This is a genomic window from Candidatus Competibacter phosphatis, from assembly GCF_012939995.1.
Taxonomy (GTDB): domain Bacteria; phylum Pseudomonadota; class Gammaproteobacteria; order Competibacterales; family Competibacteraceae; genus Competibacter; species Competibacter phosphatis.
Genome location: NZ_SPMZ01000035.1, coordinates 27,539 through 48,462, shown reverse-complemented (window position 1 = coordinate 48,462; position 20,924 = coordinate 27,539). Strand labels below are relative to the sequence as shown.

The following is a 20,924-nucleotide window of genomic DNA, read 5'->3' as shown; positions in this document are numbered from 1 at the left end:
GGAAGCCGAGCGTCAAGCGGCGGCCGAGGCCAAGCGCCAAGCAGCGGCGGAAGCCAAGCGGCAGGCCGAAGAAGCGCGCAAGGCGGCGGCGGAAGAAGCGAGAAGAAAAGCGGAAGAGGACGCCAGACGCAAAGCGGAGGAAGCGCGCAAACTGGCCCTGGAGTTAGCGGCCAGGGAAGCCGCTGGCAACTTTGCCAGGTCGGTTATCCAGCCTTATGTAAAACGACAATGGAATCCTCCTCCGAATAGTTACAGTGGTTTGAGTTGCGAATTGCTGGTGACCGTCGCCAGTTCGGGAGTGGTCACCCAGGTCAGGGTGATCAGGAGCAGTGGCGACTCGTTATTCGATAACTCCGCGATGGCGGCGGTTCGTAGAGCCTCGCCGTTGCCGATGCCTGGCAAGGCGGAGCAAGCGTCTATCCTCGCCAGGGAATCGCTGAAGATAAAATTCAGTCCCATGGACTCCAATTGAGTCCGATATCGATAAAATTTGTTGGTTTGCCAATTCCAAGGGGAGATTGATCCTTGAAATTCTTTTTGAAAATCCTTGTGTTGACCGTGTGGTGGCTGAGCCTTGGCGCTGCCCACGCCCAAATAACCCTGGACATTACCAAGGGGGTCGAAGGCAGCGGCATTCCCATCGCCATCGCGCCTTTCGGAGGTAGTGCGCCTGAAAACATCGCTGGTATCGTCGCCGCCGACTTGAAACAAACTGGCAAGTTCGCGCCACAACCTCCCCAGGTTCGCGCCGATTACGCCGTCGTCGGGCAGGCCGCGCCGGGCGGTTCGCGGGGTTACATCGTACAGTTTCAACTGACCGGCGCACAGGGCGGTCAGTTGTTGAATCTGTCTTTCGACGTGCCGGCGAATCAATTGAGGGCGGTGGCTCACCGCATCAGCGATCTCATTTACGAGAAACTGACCAACGAAAAGGGCTTGGCCGGGACTCGCATCGCCTATGTGGCTCTTGGCCGTGGGGTCTATTATCTGGTGGTCTCCGACGCCGACGGGCATAACCCGCAAGTCATTCTGCGTTCCAGTCAGCCCATTATGTCACCGGCCTGGTCGCCAGACGGCTCCAAGCTGGCTTATGTATCGTTCGAAGGACGACGGGCGCAGATTATCGTCCAGGATGTCTATACCGGAGCACGCCGCTCGGTGTCCGCCGCTCCCGGCATCAACGGTGCGCCCTCCTGGTCGCCGGATGGCCGACGGCTGGTATTCACGCTGTCTCAGGACGGTAACCCGGAAATTTATGCCCTCGACCTGGCCAGCCAGTACCCGACCCGTCTTACCAATAGCAGTTCCATCGATACCGAGGCGGTTTGGCTGCCCGACGGCAGCATCGTTTTTACCTCGGACCGGGGTGGTTCGCCACAGCTTTACCGGATCGGTCCCGGCGGTGGCTCGCCACAGCGGCTAACCTTTCAGGGCAATTACAACGCGCGGCCGACGGTTTCGCCCGACGGCCGCTATATTGCCATGGTGCACCAGCGCGGCAGTCGTTTTTACATTGCCGTGCTGGATCTACAGACGCGTCAATTCCGGGTCCTGACCTCCGGCGGTTTGGACGAGTCGCCCAGCTTTGCACCGGACGGCAAGACCATTATTTACTCCAACGGTCGTGGAGTGGCGACGGTTTCGGTGGATGGTGGCGCTTCGCGGGAGATCGCCTTGCGAGGCAACGCGCGCGATGCCGCTTGGGCGCCTTATGGCCGATAATTTTGCTGTTTGTTGACCAAAGTTGAGGGAGGAATCCACGATGCAAAATTTAGTTCGTATGTTGATTGCCGCCACCGCGCTCGCGCTGTTGGCCAGTTGCGCCGCGACGGGTGAAAATACCGGTCAGGACCAAACGGCGACCGGCGTCCCGGATGCGACCGCCCAACCGGGCGTTACGGCCCAACCGGAACAGGAGGTTTACAGCTATCCTTATGGTCAGGCGCCCAGTCTCGATACTTATGACACTTTCGATACCAGTGGCGGTAGCGCCACCGCCCATGCCGGCGGGCAGTCCGGTCAGGCGGTCACCGGCCCGAGCGGTGGCATGGCCACGGCCGATCGCATCGTCTATTTCAGCTACGACAGCACGAATATTGTCCCGGAAAGTCGGACGATCATCGAAAACAACGCGCGTTCCCTGGCCAAGAACCCACAGATGATCACTCAGTTGGAAGGGCATACCGACGAACGCGGCAGTCGCGAATACAATATCGCCCTGGGCGAGCGCCGCGCCAATGCGGTGCGCCAGACCATGATCGCCATGGGGGTTTCGCCTCAGCAGATCCGGGTCGTCAGCTTTGGCGAGGAGCGGCCGGCCGCCGCCGGACATGACGAGCGCAGCTATGCCTTGAATCGCCGTGTGGAAATCATCTACTGAAAGGCACACGCTCATGCCCAGACTCCGTTTCCCGTGGCTGACGTTGTTGGTGTTGAGCGGCTTGGCGCTACCCGGTGCCGGCCACGCCCAGAATGCGCCGGATAGCACACTGACCCTGGAGTTGCTGCAACGGATCGAGCAGTTGGAGGCGGAAGTTCGACAAATCCGTGGGGAGTTGGAGATCTACCGTCATCGCTTCGATCAACTCCAGCAGGAAAGCGCGCGAGCTTATGCTCCGCCCACCGCTCCGGCCGGGGCGGCGATCCCGCCGCCGCAAGCGGAGCCATCGCCCGCCGGTTCTCCGCCCGCCGACACGACTGCGCCACCGGTCACTCGAACGATGCCTTCGGCGGCGGGAACCGCGCAAGCCGATTTCGAGACGGCGCTGAGGGAATTGCGTGAGGGACACCATGCGCGGGCCATCGCCGAGTTGCAGCGCTTCCTGAACGCGTATCCAGATAGCAGCCAAGCGGGCGACGCGCAGTATTGGCTGGGCGAAGCGCACTATCTCAGCCGGGATTACGCCGCAGCCAAGGAGGCGTTTATCAACCTGGGGGGTGCGTTATCCGGAAAGCGCGCGGCTACCGGATGCGCTACTCAAGCTGGGCTACATCTACGGCGAGGCAGGCGAGATCGATCGAGCGCGAGAGGTGCTGCAAAAGCTGGTGCAGGCATATCCCAACACCCAGGCGGCCAATCTTGCCGAACGACGTCTGCAAGCCTTGCGCTAGCGCACTGGGCTTGGATACACCGACCGGCCCCGTGCCTGTGGGATGCGCAGACACAGGGCTTGGTTGGCCATTGAATGCATTTCGGTTCGGTTTATCGGGCAATCGAGACTTGCGAATTCGGTGGAATTTTGTAACATTGTCAGCCCCTTTCAGGGCCGTTAGCTCAGTCGGTAGAGCAGCAGACTTTTAATCTGTTGGTCGTCCGTTCGAACCGGACACGGCCCACCAGTAAAAACAAAGGCTTGTACGGAGAACCGTATGAGCCTTTGTTATGTCCCGCCATGCCGCGCCGCTCGTCGCCGACCGTGCGATATCCCATGATCAAACCGGTCTGGCACGGGTATCGGCCTCGCTGGAGGAAGCTTCAGCCAAAGTGCTCATAACCCCGCTGTTCCAAGTCAAAGGCGGAACCATTGGCACGGGCCAATTGCAAGCCTGGTTTCGCCGTGATGACGCCGATGCGGGTGTGGCGGCAGCTCCACTTCGCCACGCTGCCTTCCAGTTGCGAAATTCGTTCCGGCGGCACGGCGAAGCACAGTTCGTAATCGTCGCCACCGGTCAGGGCGGTCACGACGGCGGCTTCCCGGTCCAGGCTGGCCGCCAGCGCCGGCGACAACGGCAGCCGCTCCACCTCCAGCCGCGCCCCGACCCGGCTGCGCTCCAGGATATGGCCCAGATCCTGAGCCAGCCCGTCGGAGACATCGATGGCGGCGCTGGCGACTCCACGCAGCGCCAAGCCTTCGGCGATTCGCGGCTCCGGCCGTTCCAGCCGTGCCCGGATATAGTTCTCGTGACTGGCGGCGACGGTGGCTTTGCCGAACGCCGCCGCCAGCGCCAAGCCGGCGTCACCCGGCGTGCCGGTGACATAGAGGCCATCGCCTGGTTTCGCGCCGTCGCGGCGCAGCGCCCAACCCGGTGGCACGAAACCGTGCGCTTGAAGGGTGATGACCGTTATCGGCCCATGGGTGGTATCGCCGCCGATCAGTTGCACGCCGTGCCGGTCGGCCAGCGCAAACATCCCTCGGCAAAACGCCGCGAGCCATTGCTCGTTAGCCTGGGGCAGAGTCAGCGCCAGCGTGGCCCAAGCCGGGGTCGCGCCCATCGCCGCCAGATCGCTGAGATTGACCGCTAGCGCCTTGTGGCCGACGCCCTCCGGATCGGCGTCGGCGAAGAAATGCACCCCGGATACCAAGGTGTCCACGGTGGTCGCCAACTGCTGGCCGGTCGGGGGCAGCAGCAGCGCGCAGTCGTCGCCGATGCCCAGCGCCACGTCGGACCGCTGGAAGCGGTGCGCGGCGAAGTAACGCTCGATCAGGGAAAATTCGGAGACGGACATGAGGGAAACGGACTCCGGCGGATTCGACCGGAGTCGAACAGGGCATCAGGACGGACGCTGGATATCCCGCCGGGCAGTCGAGATCGTCACGGTAAAGCCGGCGATCACGTCGCTCAGGGTCATCAGCACGATCAGAAAGAAGGTCATGTTGGCCATGCGCGGCATCACGAGCAGATCGATCAGTGCGACGATGAACACCACCAGCGATAGTACATGGTTGAGAATGGCGGCGGTCGAACTGCTGGTGGCGCGATAAACCTCGACGCACAGCAGCAATAGGCCGATCACCAGCAACAGGTCACCGCCCTGAAACGGCAGCGTTGACCCGGATAGCAAAGGCAGCACGAACACCACGCCGTTCAGCCAGCCCGGCGCGACCAGCGCCAAGGCGGTGTAGGCGGCCACGACAATCGCAAGCAACGGAAAACTGGCCATCACGTTTTCTCCCGAAAGCGACAAGGCCGCCCCACGGGTGGCCTTTTTCCCGACGATCTGCGGGCGGCTTAAGCCTCGAACCGCCGCAATACCAGCGTGGCGTTGGTGCCACCGAAGCCGAAACTGTTGGACATCACCACCTTGAGATCGGCGTTGTCCACCCGCTCGCGGACGATCGGCATGCCTTCCGCCGCCGGGTCGAGGGTTTCGATGTTGGCCGAGGCGGCGATAAAGCGATTATCCATCATCAGCAGCGAGTAAATCGCTTCGTGCACGCCCGCCGCGCCCAGGGCGTGACCGGTCAGCGATTTGGTGGCGCTGATCGGCGGAATGCGCTCGCCGAACGCCTCGCGGATCGCTTCCAGTTCGCGGATGTCGCCGGCTGGCGTACTGGTGCCGTGGGTGTTGATGTAATCCACCGGCTCGTTCACCCCTTCCAGCGCCAACCGCATGCAGCGCAGTGCGCCCTCGCCGGATGGTTGCACCATGTCGTGACCGTCGGAGGTCGCCCCGTAGCCAATCAGCTCGGCATAGATCCGCGCGCCGCGCCGCTGGGCATGCTCCAGCTCTTCCAGCACCACGATGCCACCGCCGCCGGAAATCACGAAGCCGTCGCGGCTGACGTCGTAGGGCCGCGAGGCGGTTTGCGGCGTGGCGTTGTACTTGGTGGACAACGCGCCCATGGCATCGAACAAATGGGTCAGGCTCCAGTGCAGTTCCTCGCCACCACCGGCGAACACCACATCCTGTTTACCCCACTGGATCAGTTCGCCGCCGTGGCCAATGCAGTGCGAGCTGGTGGCGCAGGCGGAACCGAGACTGTAGTTCACGCCCTTGATCTTGAACGGCGTCGCCAGGCAGGCGGTGGTGGTGCTGCTCATGGTGCGTGGCACCATGTAGGGTCCGACTCGCTTCAGGCCCTTGTTGCGTAGCAGATCGGCGGCTTCGACGATGTTCTGCGGGCTGCCGCCGCCGCTGCCGGTGATCAGGCCGGTGCGCGGGTTCGAGACCATCTCATCGCTTAATTTGGCGTCGGCGATGGCCTCGCGTAAAGCCAAATAATTGAAGGCGGCGGCATCGCCCATGAACCGCAGCACCTTGCGATCGATCTGAGCCGCCAGATCGACTCGCAGCGGCCCGCGCACATGTGAGCGCAGGCCCATCTCCTGGTAATCCGGTGCGTACTCCAGACCACTGCGGCCCTGCCGCAACGATTCCAGCACTTCCCAGCGATCGTTGCCGATGCTGGACACGATACCGATACCCGTGACAACCACTCGTCTCATGGTCCTCATCCTCAAAAGCCGTCGGTCGAGGTGAAAAGTCCGACCCGCAGGTCTTTACCGAAGTAAATGGTCCGGCCGTCGACGTCCAGGGTCGCGTCGGCGATGCCCATCACCAGTTTACGCAGGATGACCCGCCGCATGTGAATGTGATACGTCAATTTCCTGGCTTCGGGACGCACTTGGCCGGTGAATTTGACTTCACCGCAACCGAGCGCCCGCCCGCGCCCCTGACCACCCATCCAGCCCAGGAAAAATCCCACCAGTTGCCACATGGCGTCCAGTCCCAGGCAACCCGGCATCACCGGATCGCCGATAAAATGGCAACCGAAAAACCATAAATCAGGGTGGATATCCAATTCCGCGACGATTTCGCCTTTGCCGTACTGACCGCCTTCGGCGCCGATGTGGACGATGCGGTCGACCATCAGCATGTTCGGTAGCGGCAGTTGGGCGTTGCCGGGGCCGAATAGTTCGCCGCGGGCGCAGGCGAGCAATTCCTCGCGAGTGTAGCTGGATTTTTTTGTTCACAACCGTGGGTACTCAGAGTGGCGCAACTGGGAAAAACCGAAAATTGAGCGAAATTGGAAACATGAAATTTTATAGGATTTTTACCGGCGATGGAAAAATGAGTTGTCGGCGCGACGACGAACTGGTTGCCACCGCCCGGTTGGGTTACGGCCGGTCGGTGCCGATCTTGTCCTCGGTGCCGGCCAGCAGGTGGCGAATGTTGGAACGGTGCCGCCAGACCAGCAGCGCCACCATGACCAGCAAGACCGCGAGCGAAATACCGGACACTCCGAATCCCCAGGCGAACAACGGGGTCAACGCCGCCGCAGTCAAGGCCGACAGCGAAGAAATGCGGACCACGAAGGCCATGAATAGCCAGGTGGCGAATGCCGCCAGCGCCACCAGAGACGAGAGGCCGAGTATCGCCCCGAACGCGGTCGCCACACCCTTGCCGCCCTCGAAGCCGAAGAACACCGGATATAGATGCCCCAAAAACGCCGCCAGCGCGGTCAGGGCCAAACCGGTATCCTCCACACCTGCCAACCGCGCCAGCAGCACCGGCAGCAATCCTTTGGCAAAATCTCCGGCCAGGGTAATGGCGGCGGCCTTTTTGCCACCGAAGCGCAGCACATTGGTGGCGCCGGGGTTGCGCGAACCTTCGCTGCGCGGGTCCGGCAGTCCCATCGCCCGACAGACCAGGATGGCGGTGGAAATCGAACCGGCCAGATAGCCGAGAACGACAAACAACAGGTTTGTGAGCATAGAATACCGTCGTCAAGCACTTCGGAAAGCCGGCACGGTAGCCAGCGGGAACTGGGACGGAGCCGGAGCGGCGGTTGACGCCGACTCAAGGCGAGCGGGTTGAAGACTGCCGCCCGATCGGATCGACCCTTGGCTTATAAAGATAATTCATCGCTGGGAGCCCCGTCATGGACATTATTTTTATCCGCGAATTGCGCATAGAAACGCTTATCGGCGTTCATCCCTGGGAACGCCAGACCCGCCGGGACCTGCTGCTGGATCTGGAGCTGGGAACCGATATCCGCCGAGCGGCGGCAAGCGACCGGCTCGCCGATACGCTCAATTACCAGGCCGTGGCGCAAAGGATTGCCGCGCTTGCCGCCGCCAGCGACTTTCAGTTGGTGGAGACTTTGGCCGAACGCATTGCGGAGTCGCTGCTGCGGGAATTCGCCGCGCCCTGGCTGCGGTTGACCCTACGCAAGCCCGGCGTGCCGTCCGACGCCCGCGAGGCTGGGGTTGTCATCGAACGCGGCGGTCGGGGCTGAGGCACGATGGTCCAGGTTTACGTCGGTGTCGGCAGCAACGTCGAACCGGAACGACACATCCGCTCCGGTCTGGCCGCACTGCGCCGGCGCTTCGGCCCGTTGACCCTGTCCACCATCTATGCCAGCGCGGCGGTCGGTTTCGCCGGCGACGATTTTCTCAATCTGGTGGCGGGTTTCGAAACCGAATGGACGGTACAGGCGGTGCTTGCCGGTCTGCGGGAGATCGAGGCTGCCCATCAGCAGCACGGTGGCGGTCCAAAACTCGCGCCGCGGGCGCTGGATCTGGATTTGCTGCTTTACGGCGATCTGGTGTGGCGCGGGGCGGAAACCCGCATCCCTCGCGACGAGATCGTGCGCCATGCCTTCGTGCTACGGCCGTTGGCCGAGGTGGCCGGCGACCGTCGCCATCCACTGTTGGGGTCGACCTTCGCCGAACTATGGGCCGCTCATGATCAGTCGCGAGAAACGCTCACACCGGTGACGTTGACGCTGGAGCGCTAAACCCTGTTCCAGAATGCGGCGTTCCGCTCGACCCGGAATGGATCGGTCCTGCTCCTTGCACCGTTCTTCCTTGGCCCTATTTCTCACAACCGGCTCCACTGTTCGCGCCGCTGCTCCCGGATGCGCGGCATCATCACGGCCAGTAACAAGCAGGCGCCCAGCAACACGGCGCCCATCAAAAACCGCAGGTTGTCGTTGTCGTCGCGCAGCGCCCGATTTTCCTGCTGGACTAGTTGCAGTTCCCGTTCCAGCACCACGGCCTGTTCCTGCAGCGTCTTGTTGCGCTCGTCGATCGCCACCGTGTCGGCCGACACCTTGCGGTATTGCGCCAATTGCTGGCGCAGTCGCAGCGCCTCTTCGTACAACTGCGGATAGCTGAGGTTCTCTTCTCCCGGTTTGCCGACCATCTCGTCCAGATGTTGCTTGAGATCCGCGTGCCGACTCCGCAACTGCTCCAGATCCTGGCGGACGCCGGCCAGTTGTTCCCGGCTGCTTGGCGTGTCGGTGACCTGGGCGCTAGGCAGCCAGCCCTTGCTTCCGGTGGGCGTGCGAATCTGGGTATAGCCCTTGACCGTATCCATCCTTAGCACTTCGACGGCGGTACCGCTGCGCACCGCGCCGATGATCTTGTAGCGGTTGGAAGCGCCCGCGCGTAGCGGAACGTCCAGCAAGTCGCTGATGTAGGCGGCGGAGGATCGCGCCTGATCCGCCGTTTGCGCCTGAGCCAGCGCCGGTACGGCAACAACGGTCAGAACCGCGGTCAACAGCAACGGAATCGTTGGAATTTTCATCGGGAGTGGTTGCGGGTCGGGAAATTTGTCGGAGGGCTAGCATAATTTTCGAGCAATTGTAGCTTGTTTGCAGCGCTGATTTGTATCCAGGAAAACACCATGGTGCCCAGAGTAATCCAGCGGCGGATCTGCGCCCGAACCAGCGCCTGTGGTAAAAACATCCCGATACGCTCTCCGAACCCATCCATCCATTCCGTCGGCAACGCTCATGATTCTATCCTCCAGTCCGCACGACCGCCTGCCCGCTCCAGATCCCGCCGCCGCCGCGCACAGCGCCCGCTTGCTGGAGCAAATCCGCGCCGAAATCACCGCGGCCGGCGGCGCCATCTCCTTTGCCCGGTTCATGGATCTGGCGCTGTACGCCCCCGGTCTGGGCTATTACCGGGCCGGTGCCCGCAAGTTCGGCCCGGACGGCGATTTCGTCACCGCCCCAGAACTGTCGCCGCTGTTCTCGCGTTGTCTGGCCCGTCAATGCCGGCCGATCCTGGAAGCGCTGGGGGGCGGTATGCTGCTCGAACTCGGCGCCGGTACCGGCGTCATGGCCGCCGACCTGCTGCGGGAGCTGCGTGCGCTGGATGCCCTACCGGAGCGTTACGCCATCCTGGAACTGAGCGGCGAGTTGCGTCAGCGCCAACACCAGACTCTGGCGGAACGGACGCCCGAACTGCTCGATCGCGTGGTCTGGCTGGACGCGTTGCCGGATCCGGGCCTGCGCGGCGTGGTGCTCGGCAACGAAGTGCTGGACGCCCTGCCGGTCGAACGCTTCCGCGTCACTGAGGCGGGGCCACGCCGGCTGGCGGTGGGCTGGAACGAAACGGGGCTGGACTGGGTGGAGGGCGACGAAGATCCCGAAGTCACCGCCGCTGTCGCCGGTATCGAACAGGCATTGGGCTGGCCTCTGCCGTTAGGCTACGTTTCCGAATACGTTCCTCATCTGGATGCTTGGCTGCGCGCCATCGCCGGAACGTTGGCGGCGGGCGCGTTGCTGTTCGTCGATTACGGGTATCCGCGTCGGGACTACTATCATCCCGAGCGCGCGGCGGGCACCTTGCTCTGTCATTATCGCCACCGCGTTCACGACGATCCGCTGATCCTGCCGGGCTTGCAGGACATCACCGCCAGCGTGGACTTCACCGCCGTGGCCGATGCCGCGCTCGCCGTTGGCTTGGAAGTAGCCGGCTACACCGCTCAGAATTACTTCCTGTTCGGCTGCGGCCTCATGGAACTGCTGGCCGAAGCGGACCCCGCCGCCACGCTCCGCTATCTGGAGCAGACCCGTCAGGTCAAACTGTTGACTCTACCCGGCGAAATGGGCGAACGCTTCCAGGCCATTGCTCTGACGCGTGATCTTGACTTGCCGCTGCGCGGTTTCACCATGCGAGACGAACGCGGGCGACTATAGTTTGCTTACCTAGGCACACGTTGAGGGCAGCACGCATGGGTCAGGAGATCTCCCAATCCGAATTTACCCACCGGGATTTCGAGCGGTTTGGGGAACGGCTGCGTCGGGAAACGGCCATCCTGCGCGACTGGTTGCGAGAACGGCGTTTTACCCCGGTCAGCGGCATTGCCGGATTCGAGGTCGAGGCGTGGCTGGTGGATCGGACTGGCCAGCCGGTGCCGCTCAACCAGGCGTTTCTGGAGCGGATGGCCGATCCGCTGGTGGTGCCGGAACTGAGTGTCTTCAACATCGAACTCAACACCCCACCGTTGGCGCTGGGCGGCGGCGCGCTGCGACGGATGCACGACAACCTCGAAAGTCTGTGGCGGCGCTGCCAGCGGGTCGCGGCCGAACTGGACGCCACCGTGGCGCTGATCGGTATTCTGCCGACTTTACGCGACACCGATCTGACCGTGGAACACATGTCGGACCGGGAGCGTTACCGAGCCATCAACGATCAGATCCTGCGGCGGCGGCACGGCCAGCCGATGCAATTGGCCATCCACGGCGCGGAAACCCTGTGCCTTTCCCATCCCGACGTGATGCTGGAAGCCGCCACCACTTCGTTTCAGGCGCACTTGCAAGTCGCGCCCGACCAGGCCGCCGTCTTCTTCAACGCCGCGCTGGCGCTGTCGGCGCCACTGGTGGCCGCCACCGCCAACTCGCCGCTGCTGTTCGGCAAGGTGCTTTGGGAAGAAACCCGCATCCGGCTGTTCGAACAGGGTGTGGATCTGCCCGGTGGCGCCAGTTCCAATAATCCGGCCTATCGCCGAGTGACCTTCGGCAACGACTATGTCAAGGCTTCGCTGCTGGAATTGTTCACGGAAAACCTGGCGCACTACCCGCCGCTGTTGCCGGTCGACCTGAGCGCGGAACCGGCCGAGCGACTGCCGCATCTGCGCCTGCACAACGGCACGATCTGGCGCTGGAACCGGCCACTGCTGGGTTTCGAGGCCGATGGCACGCCACATCTGCGCATCGAACACCGGGCGATGCCAGCCGGTCCCAGCATTCCCGATTTGATCGCCAACGCGGCGCTGTACCATGGGTTGGTTCATGCGCTGGCACGAGCGACGCCGTCGGTACCGGTCGCGTTGCCTTTCGCCATGAGCCGGGCGAATTTCTATGCGGCGGCGCAAGATGGGTTGCGGGCCGAGATTGTGTGGTTGAACGGTCGGCGCGCATCACTGCAACAATTGCTGCTGGAAGAGTTGTTGCCGCTGGCTCGGCGGGGACTCCGGGCGTTGGAGATCGACGCGGCGGATGCGGACGAGTATCTGGGTATCGTCGCGGCGCGGGTGGACAGCGGCCGTACCGGCTCGGATTGGCAGCGGCGTTTCCTTGCTCGCCACGGGCCGAACCTGAACGAACTGACTTTGGCGTATCTGGAGCGGCAGCGGAGCGGCAAACCGGTGCATGAGTGGGCGGATTAGGCCCTGCGATTGCCGCACGCGCCGCAACTCGGGCCATCGTTCCTGTCCGGTTGGTGGAAGCCGCCGCGACCTCAGTCTGGCGCCGCGCGGGATCGACGCGACACTGATCCGCCACTGACGCTGGTTTGCCAGTTGGCGGTGAGTTCGACGATCTCCTCGTTTTCGAGGCCGCCCTGAAACACATCGTTCCAGGCCACGTATAGCAGCGCTCCCAGATAGACCGGTAGCGGCAGCGCCAGCACTTGGGCGGGGATGGAAAAAAAACCGAAAAACGGCAGCACCACCAGCACCAGCCCAGCTAGGCCCAGCACCGGAAACAGCCACGGATTGAGCTGCATGGCCAGTGCACTATGCCGCCAGCAGGCCGACAACGGCAGTTCGCGGAACAATTTCAGTGGGATGGCAAACCAGGTGAGCAGTACCTGCAAAACCAGCAGGACGCCACCCAGCACGCTGAGCTGCGTCCCCAACACGGTGCTGGCCACGCCGAAGGTCGTTGGAGGCATTCCGGGCGCTCCGTCGGCCAGGGTGGCGAAGTCCGCTGGCAACAGTTGATCCTGTACCCAGTAGACCACCAGATAGCCCTGCAACAGCAGCATGAACAGAAACAGGCTGGTCTTACCCAGCGCCTTGAGGGCGGTCCAGTTGAACAGTTGCCGAGGCGCCGGCGGTTGCTTGCGGTTGGCGGCGCGGGCCAGGGCGCAGGCCAGAGTCACCGTCAGGCTCGACGGCAGGCCGTAACAGAATACGGTGGCGATCAGCGTGACCCAGGCGCCCAGCGGGGGTAGCCACCAGTGCCAGATCGGCAGCGCCAGCAACAAGGCGCTGCCGGCCGGCGCGAACAGGGCCACGACCACGAACAGCCACGGTCGCCGCCGCATCAACCGCCAGGCCTGCGTCAGCCAGTCCCAACCATCGCGCGGCGCCAGCGCCCGCGGCCCGAAACCTCGCATGTCCACCATCCCGTTGGAAAGTCAGCACGGCTAGTTTAACGTGGACGGCCACGGCACACAGCATTCATGATGCTCGAACTCTCCGGCGCGCGGGCTTTGATCCAGGCCGGATTCATGACATCATCCCTAAACACACTAGCAAGCGGCGGTTCGCTCCGCTTGCGCGCCTGAAGCCGGCTCCGAACGATGCGCCAATTTTCACGGTCCAAAGTCAGTGAGTTTGAAATGAACGCCGGAACCCTGTACATCGTCGCCGCCCCCTCCGGAGCGGGCAAAACCAGCTTGGTCAAAAGCCTGGTGGAAACCACGCCGGATGTCGTCGTCTCGGTCTCCCACACCACTCGACCGCATCGTCCCGGCGAGCGCGATGGCGTCCACTACCACTTCGTGTCCCCCGACGCCTTTGCCAGGATGATCGCCGAGGACGCGTTCCTGGAACAGGCTCAGGTATTCGGCCACCGCTACGGTACCAGTCGCGCCGCAGTCATGTCCCAGTTGCAAGCCGGGCGGGATGTGGTCCTGGAAATTGACTGGCAGGGTGCTCGCCAAGTGCGGGCACTGTGGCCGGACAGCACGACGATTTTCATTCTGCCGCCATCCCGGAAAGCCCTGCGTGAGCGTCTTGCGGGGCGCGGCCAGGATGGCCCCGAGATCATCGAACAGCGCATGGCGGCGGCGCTGGACGAACTGTCGCACTACGCCGAGTTCGATTATCTGGTGGTTAACGATCAATTCGCGGTGGCGCTGGACGCACTGCGCGCCATCGTGATCGCCCAACGCCAGCGTCGGGTGGCGCAACTGGAGCGGCAGCGGGATCTGCTTCGGTCGCTGTTGTCTTAATTATTTGTTTTAACTAATATACTCGGTTCCCACTTCCGATATTGAACCCGGAGCAATTGCTGACATGGCTCGAATCACCGTTGAAGACTGTTTGGATCGGGTGGATAACCGCTTCGAACTGGTGCTGATCGCCGCGCGCCGCGCCCGCGATCTGGCGCTAGGGCGGGAAGCGCTGGTCCCCTGGGAAAACGACAAACCCACCGTCGTTGCGTTGCGGGAGCTGGCCGAAGGCAAGATCGATCATCTGATCCAGGAAAAATACCGCCAGATGCACGCCGCTCCCAAGGCCGAGTCGCCGCCTGCCGTCCACAACGAGCCTCCGCCCGAGCCGGGTTGACAGTACCGGTTTCCAACCTTATCAGGAGAACCCGATCTTGCTGAGCGCGACGTTGTGGGAAGTCCGGGACGGCAGCCAGCAGCCGTTGCGAAAACTGGCTGTCGACGACGAATGGCTGGACGATTTGCGTCTTCGCATCGACGACCTCTGCGCCATCGCCGGCGGATACCTCGAACCGGACCAGGTCGAGCGCTTGCGCGACGCCTGCGGCTTCGCCGCCGAGGCGCATTCCGGCATCTACCGCAAGAGCGGCGAACCTTACATCTTTCACCCGTTGGCGGTGGCCCGCATTCTCGCCAACGTCCGCTTCGATTACATCACGCTGCAGGCGGCCTTGCTGCACGATGTCATTGAAGATACCCATTACAGCAAGGAGCAGCTCAGCGCCCGCTTCGGACCGGAGGTCGCCGATCTGGTGGACGGTGTCAGCAAGCTGACCCAGATTCAGTTCAACTCCAAACTGGAGGCGCAGGCCGAAAACTTCCGCAAGATGTTCCTGGCCATGGCCAAGGATCTGCGGGTGATCATGATCAAGCTGGCCGACCGCCTGCACAACATGCGCACTCTCGGCGCCATGCGCCCGGAGTCGCGCCGCCGCATCGCTCGCGAAACGCTGGAAATCTACGCGCCCATCGCCGGCCGGTTGGGCATGAACCACCTGCGTCAGGAGTTGGAAAACCTCGGCTTCAGCCACCTGCACCCGCTGCGCTTCCGGGTATTGCAGGAAGCGGTGCGCAGGCTGAGCGGCAACCGCCGCGAGATCGTCGGTCAGCTCGAAAGCCGCATTCAGACCCGCCTCGAAGAGGAAAAGATTCAGGCTCGGGTCATGGGTCGCGGCAAGCACCTGTGGGGCATATACAGGAAAATGCGCGACAAGCGCCTGCCCTTCAAGGATGTGTACGACGTCTATGCGGTGCGGATCGTGGTCGATATCGTGGACACCTGCTATCGGGTGCTGGGGGTGATGCATAACCTGTACAAGCCCTACATGAACCGGTTCAAGGACTACATCGCCATCCCCAAGGCCAACGGCTATCAATCGCTGCACACGGTGCTGTTCGGCCCCAACAGCGTCCCGATCGAAGTGCAGATCCGCACCGAGGAAATGCATGTCATGGCCGAGGTCGGCGTCGCCGCGCACTGGCGCTACAAATCCGGCGACGGCCAGGGTAGCCACACCCAGCAGCGCGCCCGCGAATGGCTGCAAAAGCTGCTGGACATGCAGCGCCGCGCCGGCAATCCGGTGGAATTCCTGGAAAGCGTCAAGGTGGATCTGTTCCCCGACGAGGTCTACGTGTTCACCCCGCGCGGCGAGATCATCGATCTGCCGCGCGGCGCCACCGCGGTGGACTTCGCCTACGCCATCCACTCCGATGTCGGCAATACCTGCGTGGGTGCCAAGGTGGACCGGCGACTGGTGCCGCTGCGTACCCCGTTGACCACCGGCCAGACCGTCGAAGTGATCATTACGCCCACCGCCCGCCCCAATCCCGCCTGGCTCAACTTCGTGGTCACCGCCAAGGCCCGCTCCAGCATTCGCCATTACCTCAAACACTTGCGGCGCGAGGAAGCGGTCCTGCTCGGCAAGCGGTTGCTGGAAAAAGCATTGGTCGGACGCATCGGCGGGTTGGGCGAACTGCCGGCGGAAAGAGTCCAAACGCTGCTGCGAGAGTTCAACCTGAGCGATTTCAACGGTCTGCTGGCCGATATCGGCCTGGGCAACCGATTTGCGGCGCTGATCGCCAAGCGGCTGCTGCCGGAAGATGGCGAGGACGAAGTCCGTCCGCCGGAGGACATCGATGCCCAGCCCTTGCTGATCAAGGGTACCGAGGGTACGGTGGTCGGTTTCGGCAAGTGCTGTCGGCCGTTGCCGGGCGATCCCATCATCGGTTATCTCAACGCCGGGCGTGGCATCGTCATCCACCGGGATAATTGCAAAAACGTCGCCAGCTACAAGAAAAATCCCGAGAAATGGATCGAGGTGGAATGGGAAGAACAATCCGGCGCCGACTTCAGCGCCGAACTGCGGCTCGAAGTGGCTAACAAACGCGGGGTGCTGGCCACCATCGCCGCCGCCATTTCCGCCACCGACACCAATATCGAGACCATCAACACCACGGAACGAGACGGCACCACCACCACCGTTCACCTGCTGCTCAATGTCCGTGATCGGGCGCAACTGGCCCGGGTGATGCGCCAGTTGCGTACCCTGCCGGAAACGCTGAAGCTGGCCCGGCGCGGCTGACGGTCTCGCCGCGATGCTCCCCAAGGAAAGAGGAGCGCGCTTGAACCCGAGCGCTGTTTTGCCGAAGAATACCCGCCGAAGCACACACCGAGAGACATTCCATCATGCCTCGTGAAATCATCAAGACCGATCATGCTCCCGCCGCCATCGGCACCTATTCCCAGGCGGTCAAGGTTGACCGCACCGTTTACCTGTCCGGCCAGATTCCGCTAGACCCCGCCACCATGCAACTGGTCGACGGCGGCATGGAGGCACAGATCCACCGAGTGTTCGACAATCTGGCGGCGGTGGCTCGCGCCGCTGGCGGCAGTCTGGCCGACACGGTCAAACTCAACGTGTTTCTGACCGATCTTGGCCATTTCGCGCTGGTCAACCAGATCATGGCCGAGTATTTCCAGGAGCCCTATCCAGCGCGGGCGGCGATCGGAGTCGCGGCCCTGCCGCGCGGCGCGCAAGTGGAGATGGATGCGGTGCTGGCGCTGCAAGATTAATCGCGGAGTTCGAATCCACTGGGCCGCGATCGTGTGGTGGCGCTGAACCTGGAGAGGCCGCCATCGACGCCATGATCGAAGGATCAACCGTGCGAGACGCGGCACGGCCGATGTTTGTCGAACCCTTGCCGATCACCGCGCTGCGGGGCGTCGGGCCGAAGCTGGCCGAGCGCTTGCGGCGATTGGGCCTGCATACCGCCGCCGATGTGCTGCTCCACCTCCCTCTGCGTTATCAGGACCGTGGCCGCCTCACCGCCATCAGCCAGTTGCAGCCCGGCATGGAGGCGCAGGTTGAAGCGGTGGTGGCCAGCAGCAGCGAGGTGACGACGCGCGGCCGGCGTTGCCTGCTCTGTCGGCTGAGCGACGGCACGGGCATTCTGACCCTGCGCTTTTTTCATTTCAGCCCCGCCCAGCGGCAGTGGCTTGGCCAGCCGGACACGCGGTTGCGCTGTTTCGGCGAGGTCCGCGCCAGCTACGGCGGCGGGTTGGAAATGATCCATCCCGAATGCCGTCGGCTCGACGCGGACCCGCCACCGGTGGAAAACCGGCTGACCCCGATCTATCCCGCCACCGCCGGCCTACAGCAATTCACCCTGCGCGGCTTGGCCGAACAGGCACTGGAGCAGTTGGATTCGGCGGTGCTGCTGCCGGAGTGGTTGCCACCGGTGCTGCTGGCCCAACTGCAATTGTCGCCCATCGCCGAGGCGGTACGGCTGTTGCACCAACCGCCGGTCGATACGCCGGTGGCGGAATTGGAGAGCGGTCGCCATCCGGCCCGGCGGCGATTGGCTTTCGAGGAACTGCTGGCCCATCAGCTCAGTCTGCGCCGGTTGCGCGAAAGCACCCGTCGCCAGGCCGCGCCGCCGCTGGCCGGTGGTGGACTATGCCAGCGCTTCGTGGAGCGGCTGCCCTTTGCGCTTACCGCCGCTCAGCAGCGGGTGCTGGCGGAAATCGCCGCCGACCTGGCCCAGCCCCGGCCCATGCTACGCCTGTTGCAGGGCGATGTCGGCTCCGGCAAGACCGTGGTGGCCGCCGCCGCCGCGCTGCGGGCGGTGGAAAGTGGTGCCCAGGCGGCGCTGATGGCTCCCACCGAACTGCTGGCGGAACAGCACGACCGCAACCTGCGAACCTGGCTGGAACCGTTGGGAATCGAAGTGGCCTGGCTGACCGGGCGACTGACCGGCAAGGCCCGGCGGTTGGCGTTGGAGCGGTTGGCCAGCGGTGCGGTGCAGGTCGCGGTCGGCACCCACGCGTTGTTTCAGGAGGCGGTCGTCTTCGCCGAACTGGCGCTGGCGATCGTGGACGAACAGCATCGTTTCGGCGTCCATCAGCGGCTGGCTTTGCGCGAGAAGGGCCGGGTTGGCGGACGCTGTCCGCACCAGTTGATCATGACCGCAACGCCGATTCCGCGTACTTTAGCCATGAGCGCCTACGCCGATCTCGATACTTCGACCATCGACGAATTGCCGCCGGGCCGCCTGCCGGTCACCACGGTGGCCGCGCCCGACAGCCGCCGCGACGAGGTGATCGAGCGCATTCGCCGAGCCTGCCGCGACGGCCGGCAAGCCTACTGGGTCTGCCCGCTGATCGAGGAATCCGAAGCGCTGCAATGCCAGGCGGCGACGGTCACCGCAGAGTACCTAGCAGAGCGGTTGCCGGAACTGCGGATCGGCTTGGCGCATGGCCGGCTGCCTGCGGCGGCCAAGGAAGCGGCGATGACGGCGTTCAAGGCTGGCGAACTGGATCTGCTGGTCGCCACCACGGTGATCGAAGTCGGCGTGGACGTGCCCAACGCCAGCCTGATGATCATCGAGAACGCCGAGCGGCTGGGTTTGGCGCAATTGCACCAGTTACGGGGCCGGATCGGGCGCGGCGCCACCGCCAGCAGTTGCGTGCTGCTGTATCGGCCACCGCTGTCGCAGACGGCGCACGCCCGGCTGGCGGTGCTGCGGGAATGCCACGACGGCTTCGAAATCGCCCGCCGCGATCTGGAGTTGCGCGGTCCCGGCGAGGTGCTCGGTACCCGCCAGACCGGTGAACAAAGCCTGCGGGTGGCCGATCTGTTGCGTGATCAGGATCTATTGAATGCCGCCCGCTATGCCGCCGACCGGCTGCTGCGCGATCACCCCGAACGGGTGGAACCGTTGATCCGGCGCTGGATCGGCGCCGGCGCGCGCTACGGCGAGGTGTAAGGATGTATGCGGCATATTTCGGGCTACGAGAGCCTCCTTTCGCCATCACGCCCGATCCCAGTTATGTCTATCCGAGCCGCCATCATCAGGAGGCGCTGGCCCATCTGCTGTATGGCACTGACGAGGACGGCGGTTTCGTGCAACTAACCGGTGAGGTCGGCACCGGCAAGACCACCCTGGTCCGTGCGCTGCTGGAACAACGACTGGACGGAGTGGACATTGCGCTGTGTCTCAACCCCCGGCTGACGGTCGAGGAATTGCTGGCGGTCGTCTGCGACGAACTGGGCGCGTCCTACCCGCGTGAACACCAAACCCTCAAACCATTGCTGGACGCCCTCAACGAGCACCTGCTGCGTACCCATGCCGCCGGCCGTCGCACGGTGCTGATCATCGACGAGGCCCAGAATCTGAGCCGCGAGGTGCTGGAACAAATCCGCCTGCTGACCAATCTGGAAACCGCCAAGCACAAGCTGTTGCGAATCATCCTGGTCGGTCAACCGGAGCTGCGTCGACTACTGGCGCGACCGGATTTGCGGCAACTGGCCCAGCGCATCACCGCCCGTCACCATTTGTCGCCGCTGGATAGCCGGGAAACCGCCGCCTACATCGACCATCGCTTGCGGATAGCCGGCGGGCGGGCGGATTTATTCACAAGCGGGGCACGGCGGGCGGTGCATCGCTGCTCCGGCGGCATTCCACGCTTGATCAACGTGATCAGCGACCGTGCCCTGCTCGGTGCCTACAGTCAGGGCGTGCGGCGCGTGACCGCTGGCACGGTCCGTCGGGCGGCCCGGGAAGCCCTGCGCGGTGAGGGCACGGGTGGACGCATGCTGGCTTTCTGGCAGGCGTTACAGCGCATGATCCCGATCCGCCCGGCGGTTCCGAAACCCGCGTCCGATGGTGCCCGCAAACAACGGGTTCGACCCTGGTTGGCGCTGGGCACCGGACTGGCGGGCTTGGGCATGATCGGCTTCGGGTTCTGGTTGTCGCACGCCAAGCCACCGCCGGTCGACCCAACTCCGTCACCAGTCGTCGATCCGGCCCCATCGCAACCGCCCACGACAACGTCCGCTGGCCCGGTTCCCGCTTCAGCCGCTTCAGCCGCTTCAGACCCGCTGGCGCTGGTCAGTCTGTTACGCCGGTTCCGGGAAGACGATACTAACAACCGACTGCTGGCGGTCTGGGGCGTCACCCAAACGCCGGGTGCCGGCGCGGCGTTCTGCGAATGGGTCAAAACCCAGGACTTACGCTGCTTGACTGGCCGCGACGACTGGGACATGTTGCGTCGTTTCAACCGCCCCGCCGTGTTGCGGCTGACCATCAACCCCGGCGGTATTCCGACGGCGGCGCTGCTGCGAACGCTGAAAGGGGATGAGGCGACGCTGGAGATCGCCGGCCAGGCGGTCACTGTGCCGCTCGCGCAACTCGCGCCGTTGTGGACTGGTCAGTACCTGTTGTTGTGGCGACCGCAAATCGACCTGCTCCTGATCGGTCCAGGCAATACCGGCGAGGCGGTACGTTGGCTGCGCCGGCGGTTGGCACTGGCGGCGGACCAACCCAGTCCCGAACCGCTGTCCGCAACCTTCGATAGCGCTCTTGGCAAGCAGTTGCGGGTCTTTCAGCAGGATAACGGTTTGCAACCCGACGGCTTGGCGGGTGGACGGACGCTGGTATTGCTGAACAACCTGACTCCCACTCCCGATACGCCCGCGCTCGATCAACCCGCTCAGGATCGGTGA

Annotated in this window: 20 protein-coding genes, 1 tRNA gene and 1 pseudogene; 15 read left to right on the top strand and 7 right to left on the bottom strand. The window is 63.6% G+C overall.

The genetic code is table 11. The features are described from left to right. From tolA to E4P82_RS12650, 5 genes are all read left to right on the top strand, one after another. Positions 1 to 472: cell envelope integrity protein TolA (gene tolA, locus E4P82_RS12670; protein WP_169249231.1), on the top strand; the 472-nt coding region annotated here is incomplete at its 5' end. 53 nt (positions 473 to 525) lie between these two features. Then, positions 526 to 1,722, top strand: a complete 1,197-nt coding sequence (gene tolB, locus E4P82_RS12665; protein WP_169249230.1) for a Tol-Pal system beta propeller repeat protein TolB — start codon at positions 526 to 528, stop codon at positions 1,720 to 1,722. Positions 1,723 to 1,762: 40 nt separating this feature from the next. Further along, positions 1,763 to 2,380 carry a peptidoglycan-associated lipoprotein Pal gene (pal, locus tag E4P82_RS12660; RefSeq protein WP_169249229.1) on the top strand — a complete coding sequence of 206 codons (618 nt, stop codon included), beginning with the start codon at positions 1,763 to 1,765 and terminating at the stop codon, positions 2,378 to 2,380. 13 nt (positions 2,381 to 2,393) lie between these two features. After that, positions 2,394 to 3,185, top strand: coding sequence for a tetratricopeptide repeat protein (locus E4P82_RS23990; protein WP_169249228.1), 792 nt, complete (start codon positions 2,394 to 2,396; stop codon positions 3,183 to 3,185). A 78-nt stretch (positions 3,186 to 3,263) separates the two neighbouring features. Then, positions 3,264 to 3,339: transfer RNA gene (locus E4P82_RS12650), tRNA-Lys, on the top strand. A gap of 136 nt (positions 3,340 to 3,475) precedes the next feature. On the opposite strand, the gene thiL is transcribed toward E4P82_RS12650, so the two are convergent. From thiL to plsY, 5 genes and pseudogenes are all read right to left on the bottom strand, one after another. Then, positions 3,476 to 4,447 (bottom strand): thiamine-phosphate kinase, encoded by a 972-nt coding sequence (gene thiL, locus E4P82_RS12645; protein WP_169249227.1) that lies wholly within the window; start codon positions 4,445 to 4,447, stop codon positions 3,476 to 3,478. 45 nt (positions 4,448 to 4,492) lie between these two features. Then, a complete protein-coding gene (locus E4P82_RS12640) occupies positions 4,493 to 4,882 on the bottom strand; it encodes a hypothetical protein (RefSeq protein ID WP_169249226.1) in 390 nt (129 codons plus the stop codon). A gap of 68 nt (positions 4,883 to 4,950) precedes the next feature. After that, positions 4,951 to 6,168, bottom strand: coding sequence for a beta-ketoacyl-ACP synthase I (gene fabB, locus E4P82_RS12635; RefSeq protein WP_169249225.1), 1,218 nt, complete (start codon positions 6,166 to 6,168; stop codon positions 4,951 to 4,953). 11 nt (positions 6,169 to 6,179) lie between these two features. Further along, positions 6,180 to 6,683 (bottom strand): annotated as a pseudogene (gene fabA, locus E4P82_RS12630) (3-hydroxyacyl-[acyl-carrier-protein] dehydratase FabA); the annotation flags it as partial. 157 nt (positions 6,684 to 6,840) lie between these two features. Beyond that, complete coding sequence (plsY, locus tag E4P82_RS12625) at positions 6,841 to 7,437, bottom strand: glycerol-3-phosphate 1-O-acyltransferase PlsY (protein ID WP_169249223.1); 597 nt, start codon at positions 7,435 to 7,437, stop codon at positions 6,841 to 6,843. A gap of 167 nt (positions 7,438 to 7,604) precedes the next feature. Here plsY and folB point away from each other — a divergent pair, with 167 nt between their 5' ends. Then, positions 7,605 to 7,961, top strand: coding sequence for a dihydroneopterin aldolase (folB, locus tag E4P82_RS12620; RefSeq protein ID WP_169249222.1), 357 nt, complete (start codon positions 7,605 to 7,607; stop codon positions 7,959 to 7,961). Positions 7,962 to 7,967: 6 nt separating this feature from the next. Beyond that, positions 7,968 to 8,462, top strand: coding sequence for a 2-amino-4-hydroxy-6-hydroxymethyldihydropteridine diphosphokinase (gene folK / locus E4P82_RS12615; RefSeq protein WP_169249221.1), 495 nt, complete (start codon positions 7,968 to 7,970; stop codon positions 8,460 to 8,462). An 83-nt stretch (positions 8,463 to 8,545) separates the two neighbouring features. Here the strand turns inward: folK and E4P82_RS12610 are convergent, their stop codons facing one another. After that, the gene (locus tag E4P82_RS12610) at positions 8,546 to 9,253 is read right to left on the bottom strand and encodes a TIGR04211 family SH3 domain-containing protein (RefSeq protein ID WP_169249220.1); all 708 of its coding nucleotides are present in this window, start codon (positions 9,251 to 9,253) and stop codon (positions 8,546 to 8,548) included. 208 nt (positions 9,254 to 9,461) lie between these two features. Here E4P82_RS12610 and E4P82_RS12605 point away from each other — a divergent pair, with 208 nt between their 5' ends. After that, positions 9,462 to 10,655, top strand: a complete 1,194-nt coding sequence (locus E4P82_RS12605) for a class I SAM-dependent methyltransferase (RefSeq protein WP_169249219.1) — start codon at positions 9,462 to 9,464, stop codon at positions 10,653 to 10,655. Positions 10,656 to 10,690: 35 nt separating this feature from the next. Further along, positions 10,691 to 12,127 (top strand): glutamate-cysteine ligase family protein, encoded by a 1,437-nt coding sequence (locus tag E4P82_RS12600; RefSeq protein ID WP_211203139.1) that lies wholly within the window; start codon positions 10,691 to 10,693, stop codon positions 12,125 to 12,127. 71 nt (positions 12,128 to 12,198) lie between these two features. Here E4P82_RS12600 and E4P82_RS12595 read toward each other — a convergent pair whose 3' ends face one another. Continuing rightward, positions 12,199 to 13,080 (bottom strand): DUF2189 domain-containing protein, encoded by an 882-nt coding sequence (locus E4P82_RS12595; RefSeq protein WP_169249217.1) that lies wholly within the window; start codon positions 13,078 to 13,080, stop codon positions 12,199 to 12,201. A gap of 225 nt (positions 13,081 to 13,305) precedes the next feature. Between E4P82_RS12595 and gmk the strand changes: the two genes are divergently transcribed. From gmk to E4P82_RS12565, 6 genes are all read left to right on the top strand, one after another. Then, positions 13,306 to 13,920 carry a guanylate kinase gene (gmk, locus tag E4P82_RS12590; RefSeq protein ID WP_169249216.1) on the top strand — a complete coding sequence of 205 codons (615 nt, stop codon included), beginning with the start codon at positions 13,306 to 13,308 and terminating at the stop codon, positions 13,918 to 13,920. A 64-nt stretch (positions 13,921 to 13,984) separates the two neighbouring features. Further along, positions 13,985 to 14,257, top strand: coding sequence for a DNA-directed RNA polymerase subunit omega (rpoZ, locus tag E4P82_RS12585; protein WP_169249215.1), 273 nt, complete (start codon positions 13,985 to 13,987; stop codon positions 14,255 to 14,257). An 85-nt stretch (positions 14,258 to 14,342) separates the two neighbouring features. Next, positions 14,343 to 16,502, top strand: a complete 2,160-nt coding sequence (gene spoT, locus E4P82_RS12580) for a bifunctional GTP diphosphokinase/guanosine-3',5'-bis pyrophosphate 3'-pyrophosphohydrolase (protein ID WP_169249233.1) — start codon at positions 14,343 to 14,345, stop codon at positions 16,500 to 16,502. Between the two features lie 104 nt (positions 16,503 to 16,606). Next, positions 16,607 to 16,993, top strand: coding sequence for a RidA family protein (locus E4P82_RS12575; protein WP_169249214.1), 387 nt, complete (start codon positions 16,607 to 16,609; stop codon positions 16,991 to 16,993). A 71-nt stretch (positions 16,994 to 17,064) separates the two neighbouring features. Continuing rightward, positions 17,065 to 19,185: an ATP-dependent DNA helicase RecG gene (gene recG / locus E4P82_RS12570; RefSeq protein WP_246327563.1), complete on the top strand. Its 2,121-nt coding sequence runs from the start codon at positions 17,065 to 17,067 to the stop codon at positions 19,183 to 19,185. Positions 19,186 to 19,187: 2 nt separating this feature from the next. Beyond that, positions 19,188 to 20,924: an ExeA family protein gene (locus E4P82_RS12565; RefSeq protein ID WP_169249213.1), complete on the top strand. Its 1,737-nt coding sequence runs from the start codon at positions 19,188 to 19,190 to the stop codon at positions 20,922 to 20,924.

Excerpts from the sequence above, each read along its gene's own strand:
- pal (WP_169249229.1), top strand. The coding sequence starts at position 1,763 with ATGCAAAATTTAGTTCGTATGTTGATTGCCGCCACCGCGCTCGCGCTG.
- E4P82_RS23990 (WP_169249228.1), top strand. The coding sequence starts at position 2,394 with ATGCCCAGACTCCGTTTCCCGTGGCTGACGTTGTTGGTGTTGAGCGGC.
- thiL (WP_169249227.1), bottom strand. The coding sequence starts at position 4,447 with ATGTCCGTCTCCGAATTTTCCCTGATCGAGCGTTACTTCGCCGCGCAC.
- E4P82_RS12640 (WP_169249226.1), bottom strand. The coding sequence starts at position 4,882 with ATGGCCAGTTTTCCGTTGCTTGCGATTGTCGTGGCCGCCTACACCGCC.
- fabB (WP_169249225.1), bottom strand. The coding sequence starts at position 6,168 with ATGAGACGAGTGGTTGTCACGGGTATCGGTATCGTGTCCAGCATCGGC.
- plsY (WP_169249223.1), bottom strand. The coding sequence starts at position 7,437 with ATGCTCACAAACCTGTTGTTTGTCGTTCTCGGCTATCTGGCCGGTTCG.
- folB (WP_169249222.1), top strand. The coding sequence starts at position 7,605 with ATGGACATTATTTTTATCCGCGAATTGCGCATAGAAACGCTTATCGGC.
- folK (WP_169249221.1), top strand. The coding sequence starts at position 7,968 with ATGGTCCAGGTTTACGTCGGTGTCGGCAGCAACGTCGAACCGGAACGA.
- E4P82_RS12610 (WP_169249220.1), bottom strand. The coding sequence starts at position 9,253 with ATGAAAATTCCAACGATTCCGTTGCTGTTGACCGCGGTTCTGACCGTT.
- E4P82_RS12605 (WP_169249219.1), top strand. The coding sequence starts at position 9,462 with ATGATTCTATCCTCCAGTCCGCACGACCGCCTGCCCGCTCCAGATCCC.
- E4P82_RS12600 (WP_211203139.1), top strand. The coding sequence starts at position 10,691 with ATGGGTCAGGAGATCTCCCAATCCGAATTTACCCACCGGGATTTCGAG.
- E4P82_RS12595 (WP_169249217.1), bottom strand. The coding sequence starts at position 13,080 with ATGCGAGGTTTCGGGCCGCGGGCGCTGGCGCCGCGCGATGGTTGGGAC.
- gmk (WP_169249216.1), top strand. The coding sequence starts at position 13,306 with ATGAACGCCGGAACCCTGTACATCGTCGCCGCCCCCTCCGGAGCGGGC.
- rpoZ (WP_169249215.1), top strand. The coding sequence starts at position 13,985 with ATGGCTCGAATCACCGTTGAAGACTGTTTGGATCGGGTGGATAACCGC.
- E4P82_RS12575 (WP_169249214.1), top strand. The coding sequence starts at position 16,607 with ATGCCTCGTGAAATCATCAAGACCGATCATGCTCCCGCCGCCATCGGC.
- recG (WP_246327563.1), top strand. The coding sequence starts at position 17,065 with ATGATCGAAGGATCAACCGTGCGAGACGCGGCACGGCCGATGTTTGTC.
- E4P82_RS12565 (WP_169249213.1), top strand. The coding sequence starts at position 19,188 with ATGTATGCGGCATATTTCGGGCTACGAGAGCCTCCTTTCGCCATCACG.